This window comes from Saccharomonospora iraqiensis subsp. iraqiensis (assembly GCF_000430445.1).
GTDB classification, from domain to species: Bacteria; Actinomycetota; Actinomycetes; order Mycobacteriales; family Pseudonocardiaceae; genus Saccharomonospora; species Saccharomonospora iraqiensis.
Map to the genome: position 1 here is coordinate 50031 of NZ_KE387104.1, position 1748 is coordinate 51778.

At 71.1% G+C, this 1748-nt stretch carries 2 protein-coding genes; both read left to right on the top strand.

Translation table 11 applies throughout. The features are described from left to right. Positions 1-317: 317 nt before the first annotated feature. The gene (locus ACTIR_RS0115170; protein ID WP_026454917.1) at positions 318-1169 is read left to right on the top strand and encodes a PspA/IM30 family protein; all 852 of its coding nucleotides are present in this window, start codon (positions 318-320) and stop codon (positions 1167-1169) included. Between the two features lie 22 nt (positions 1170-1191). Beyond that, on the top strand, positions 1192-1748 hold a 557-nt coding region (pspM, locus tag ACTIR_RS0115175; protein ID WP_026454918.1), incomplete at its 3' end, for a phage shock envelope stress response protein PspM.

A 1748-nucleotide genomic window follows, 5' to 3' on the forward strand; every position in this document is an offset into this window, starting at 1 on the left:
GCCCGGTCCCGGGGGCCGCGGGCGAGTTCCGACTCTCGCCCGCTCTGCGCACGACGATCCCCGCCCCGGAGTCGAAGGCGGTGCTCGCGGCCTGACGGGTCGCGGACCCGGGGCGCCCGGGAACCGGTGTCCGGGGCGCGTCCGGGAGACGCCGTGCCGTCGTCCCGTTCCGCGCGAACGTGCGGGGTCGTGGTGGAACCGTGGGCGCCGACCTGACACGATGGAACCCGACAGACGGGGGTCACGTGTTCCGACCGGTATCGGCAGGTGGTCACCCGCGCAGGGAACCGTGGAATGTGAGAAGGCAGGCGGAGGAGATGGCCAACCCTTTCGTGAAGTTCTGGAAGTACCTCATGGCGGCGTTCTCGTCGAAGGTCGACGAGCACGCCGACCCGAAGGTGCAGATCCAGCAGGCCATCGAGGAGGCGCAGCGTAACCACCAGTCGCTCTCCCAACAGGCGGCGTCGGTGATCGGTAATCAGCGTCAGCTGGAGATGAAGCTGAACCGTCAGCTGGGGGAGGTGGAGAAGCTCCAGTCCTCCACCCGCCAGGCGCTGACCCTCGCGGAGGAGGCGCGCGCCAAGGGCGACGAGGCGAAGGCGCAGGAGTACGAGACCGCGGCCGAGGGTTTCGCCGCCCAGCTCATCACCGCGGAGCAGAGCATCGAGGACCTGAAGACGCTGCACGACCAGGCGCTGCAGGCCGCCGAACAGGCCAAGCAGGCCGTCGAGCGCAACTCGAGCATGCTCCAGGAGAAGCTGGCCGAGCGCACCAAGCTGCTCTCGCAGCTGGAGCAGGCGAAGATGCAGGAGCAGGTGTCGGCCTCGCTGAACCAGATGACCGAGATGTCCTCCTCCGGCAACACGCCCTCGCTGGACGAGGTCCGCGACAAGATCGAGCAGCGGTACACGACCGCGGTCGGTTCGGCGGAGCTGGCGCAGAACTCCGTGCAGGGCCGGATGATGGAGGTCCAGCACTCCACGACCCAGCTCGCCGGGCACAACAGGCTGGAACAGATCCGTGCCTCCATGAAGGGCGACTCGGTGGCCCAGGTGACCGACGGCTCCGAGACCGCGGGCACCGGGCAGGCCGCCTCCTCCACCGGCCCGGACGTGCAGAGCGAGATCCAGGCCCGGGTGGAGGCCGAGCGGCAGAAGAACGAGGCCTGAGGGCCGGGAACGGCGGGGGCGGATGTCGGGCCGACGCGACTTCGGGGAGCAGAATCTCGAGAAGTACGTGCGACGTCTGCCCGACTACGCCCGGAAGGCCCACCGGCAGCTCCGGCGCTACACGGCAGAGGAGCACCTCCCGACCGCCCCGGACCGGCGACGGGACGAGGCCGGGGCCGGACCGTCCACCCCGGCGGAACTGCCGGTGGTCGCCGAGATCCGGGACAAGTGGGACCGCTGGAACGATCCGGCGGCGAAACTCCGGCGCAAGCGGCGGCGCACGTCCCGCGCCCTGACGGTGTGGTCGGTGCTGACCCTGCTCAGCGTGTTGTGGGCGGTGGTCGGCTACGCCGGCCTGGGCGGGGCGGAGGGCATCCAGGGCGCGTTCAGCGGTCTCGCGGCGACGCTGATCTTCGGTGCGCTCGGGGTGCGCTCCGGCATCCGCCTCCACCGGCTCTCCCGCACGCCGTTGCCCGAGCGGCACTCGGCCGCCCCGACCGCGCTGCCACCGTCGGGGTCCGCGGCGCGGGAACCGATGGAACGGCTGCGCCGCGGGGAGGAGTCGCTGGGGGAGCTGCT

Coding starts and splice junctions, on each gene's coding strand:
- ACTIR_RS0115170 (WP_026454917.1), top strand. CDS start 318: ATGGCCAACCCTTTCGTGAAGTTCTGGAAGTACCTCATGGCGGCGTTC.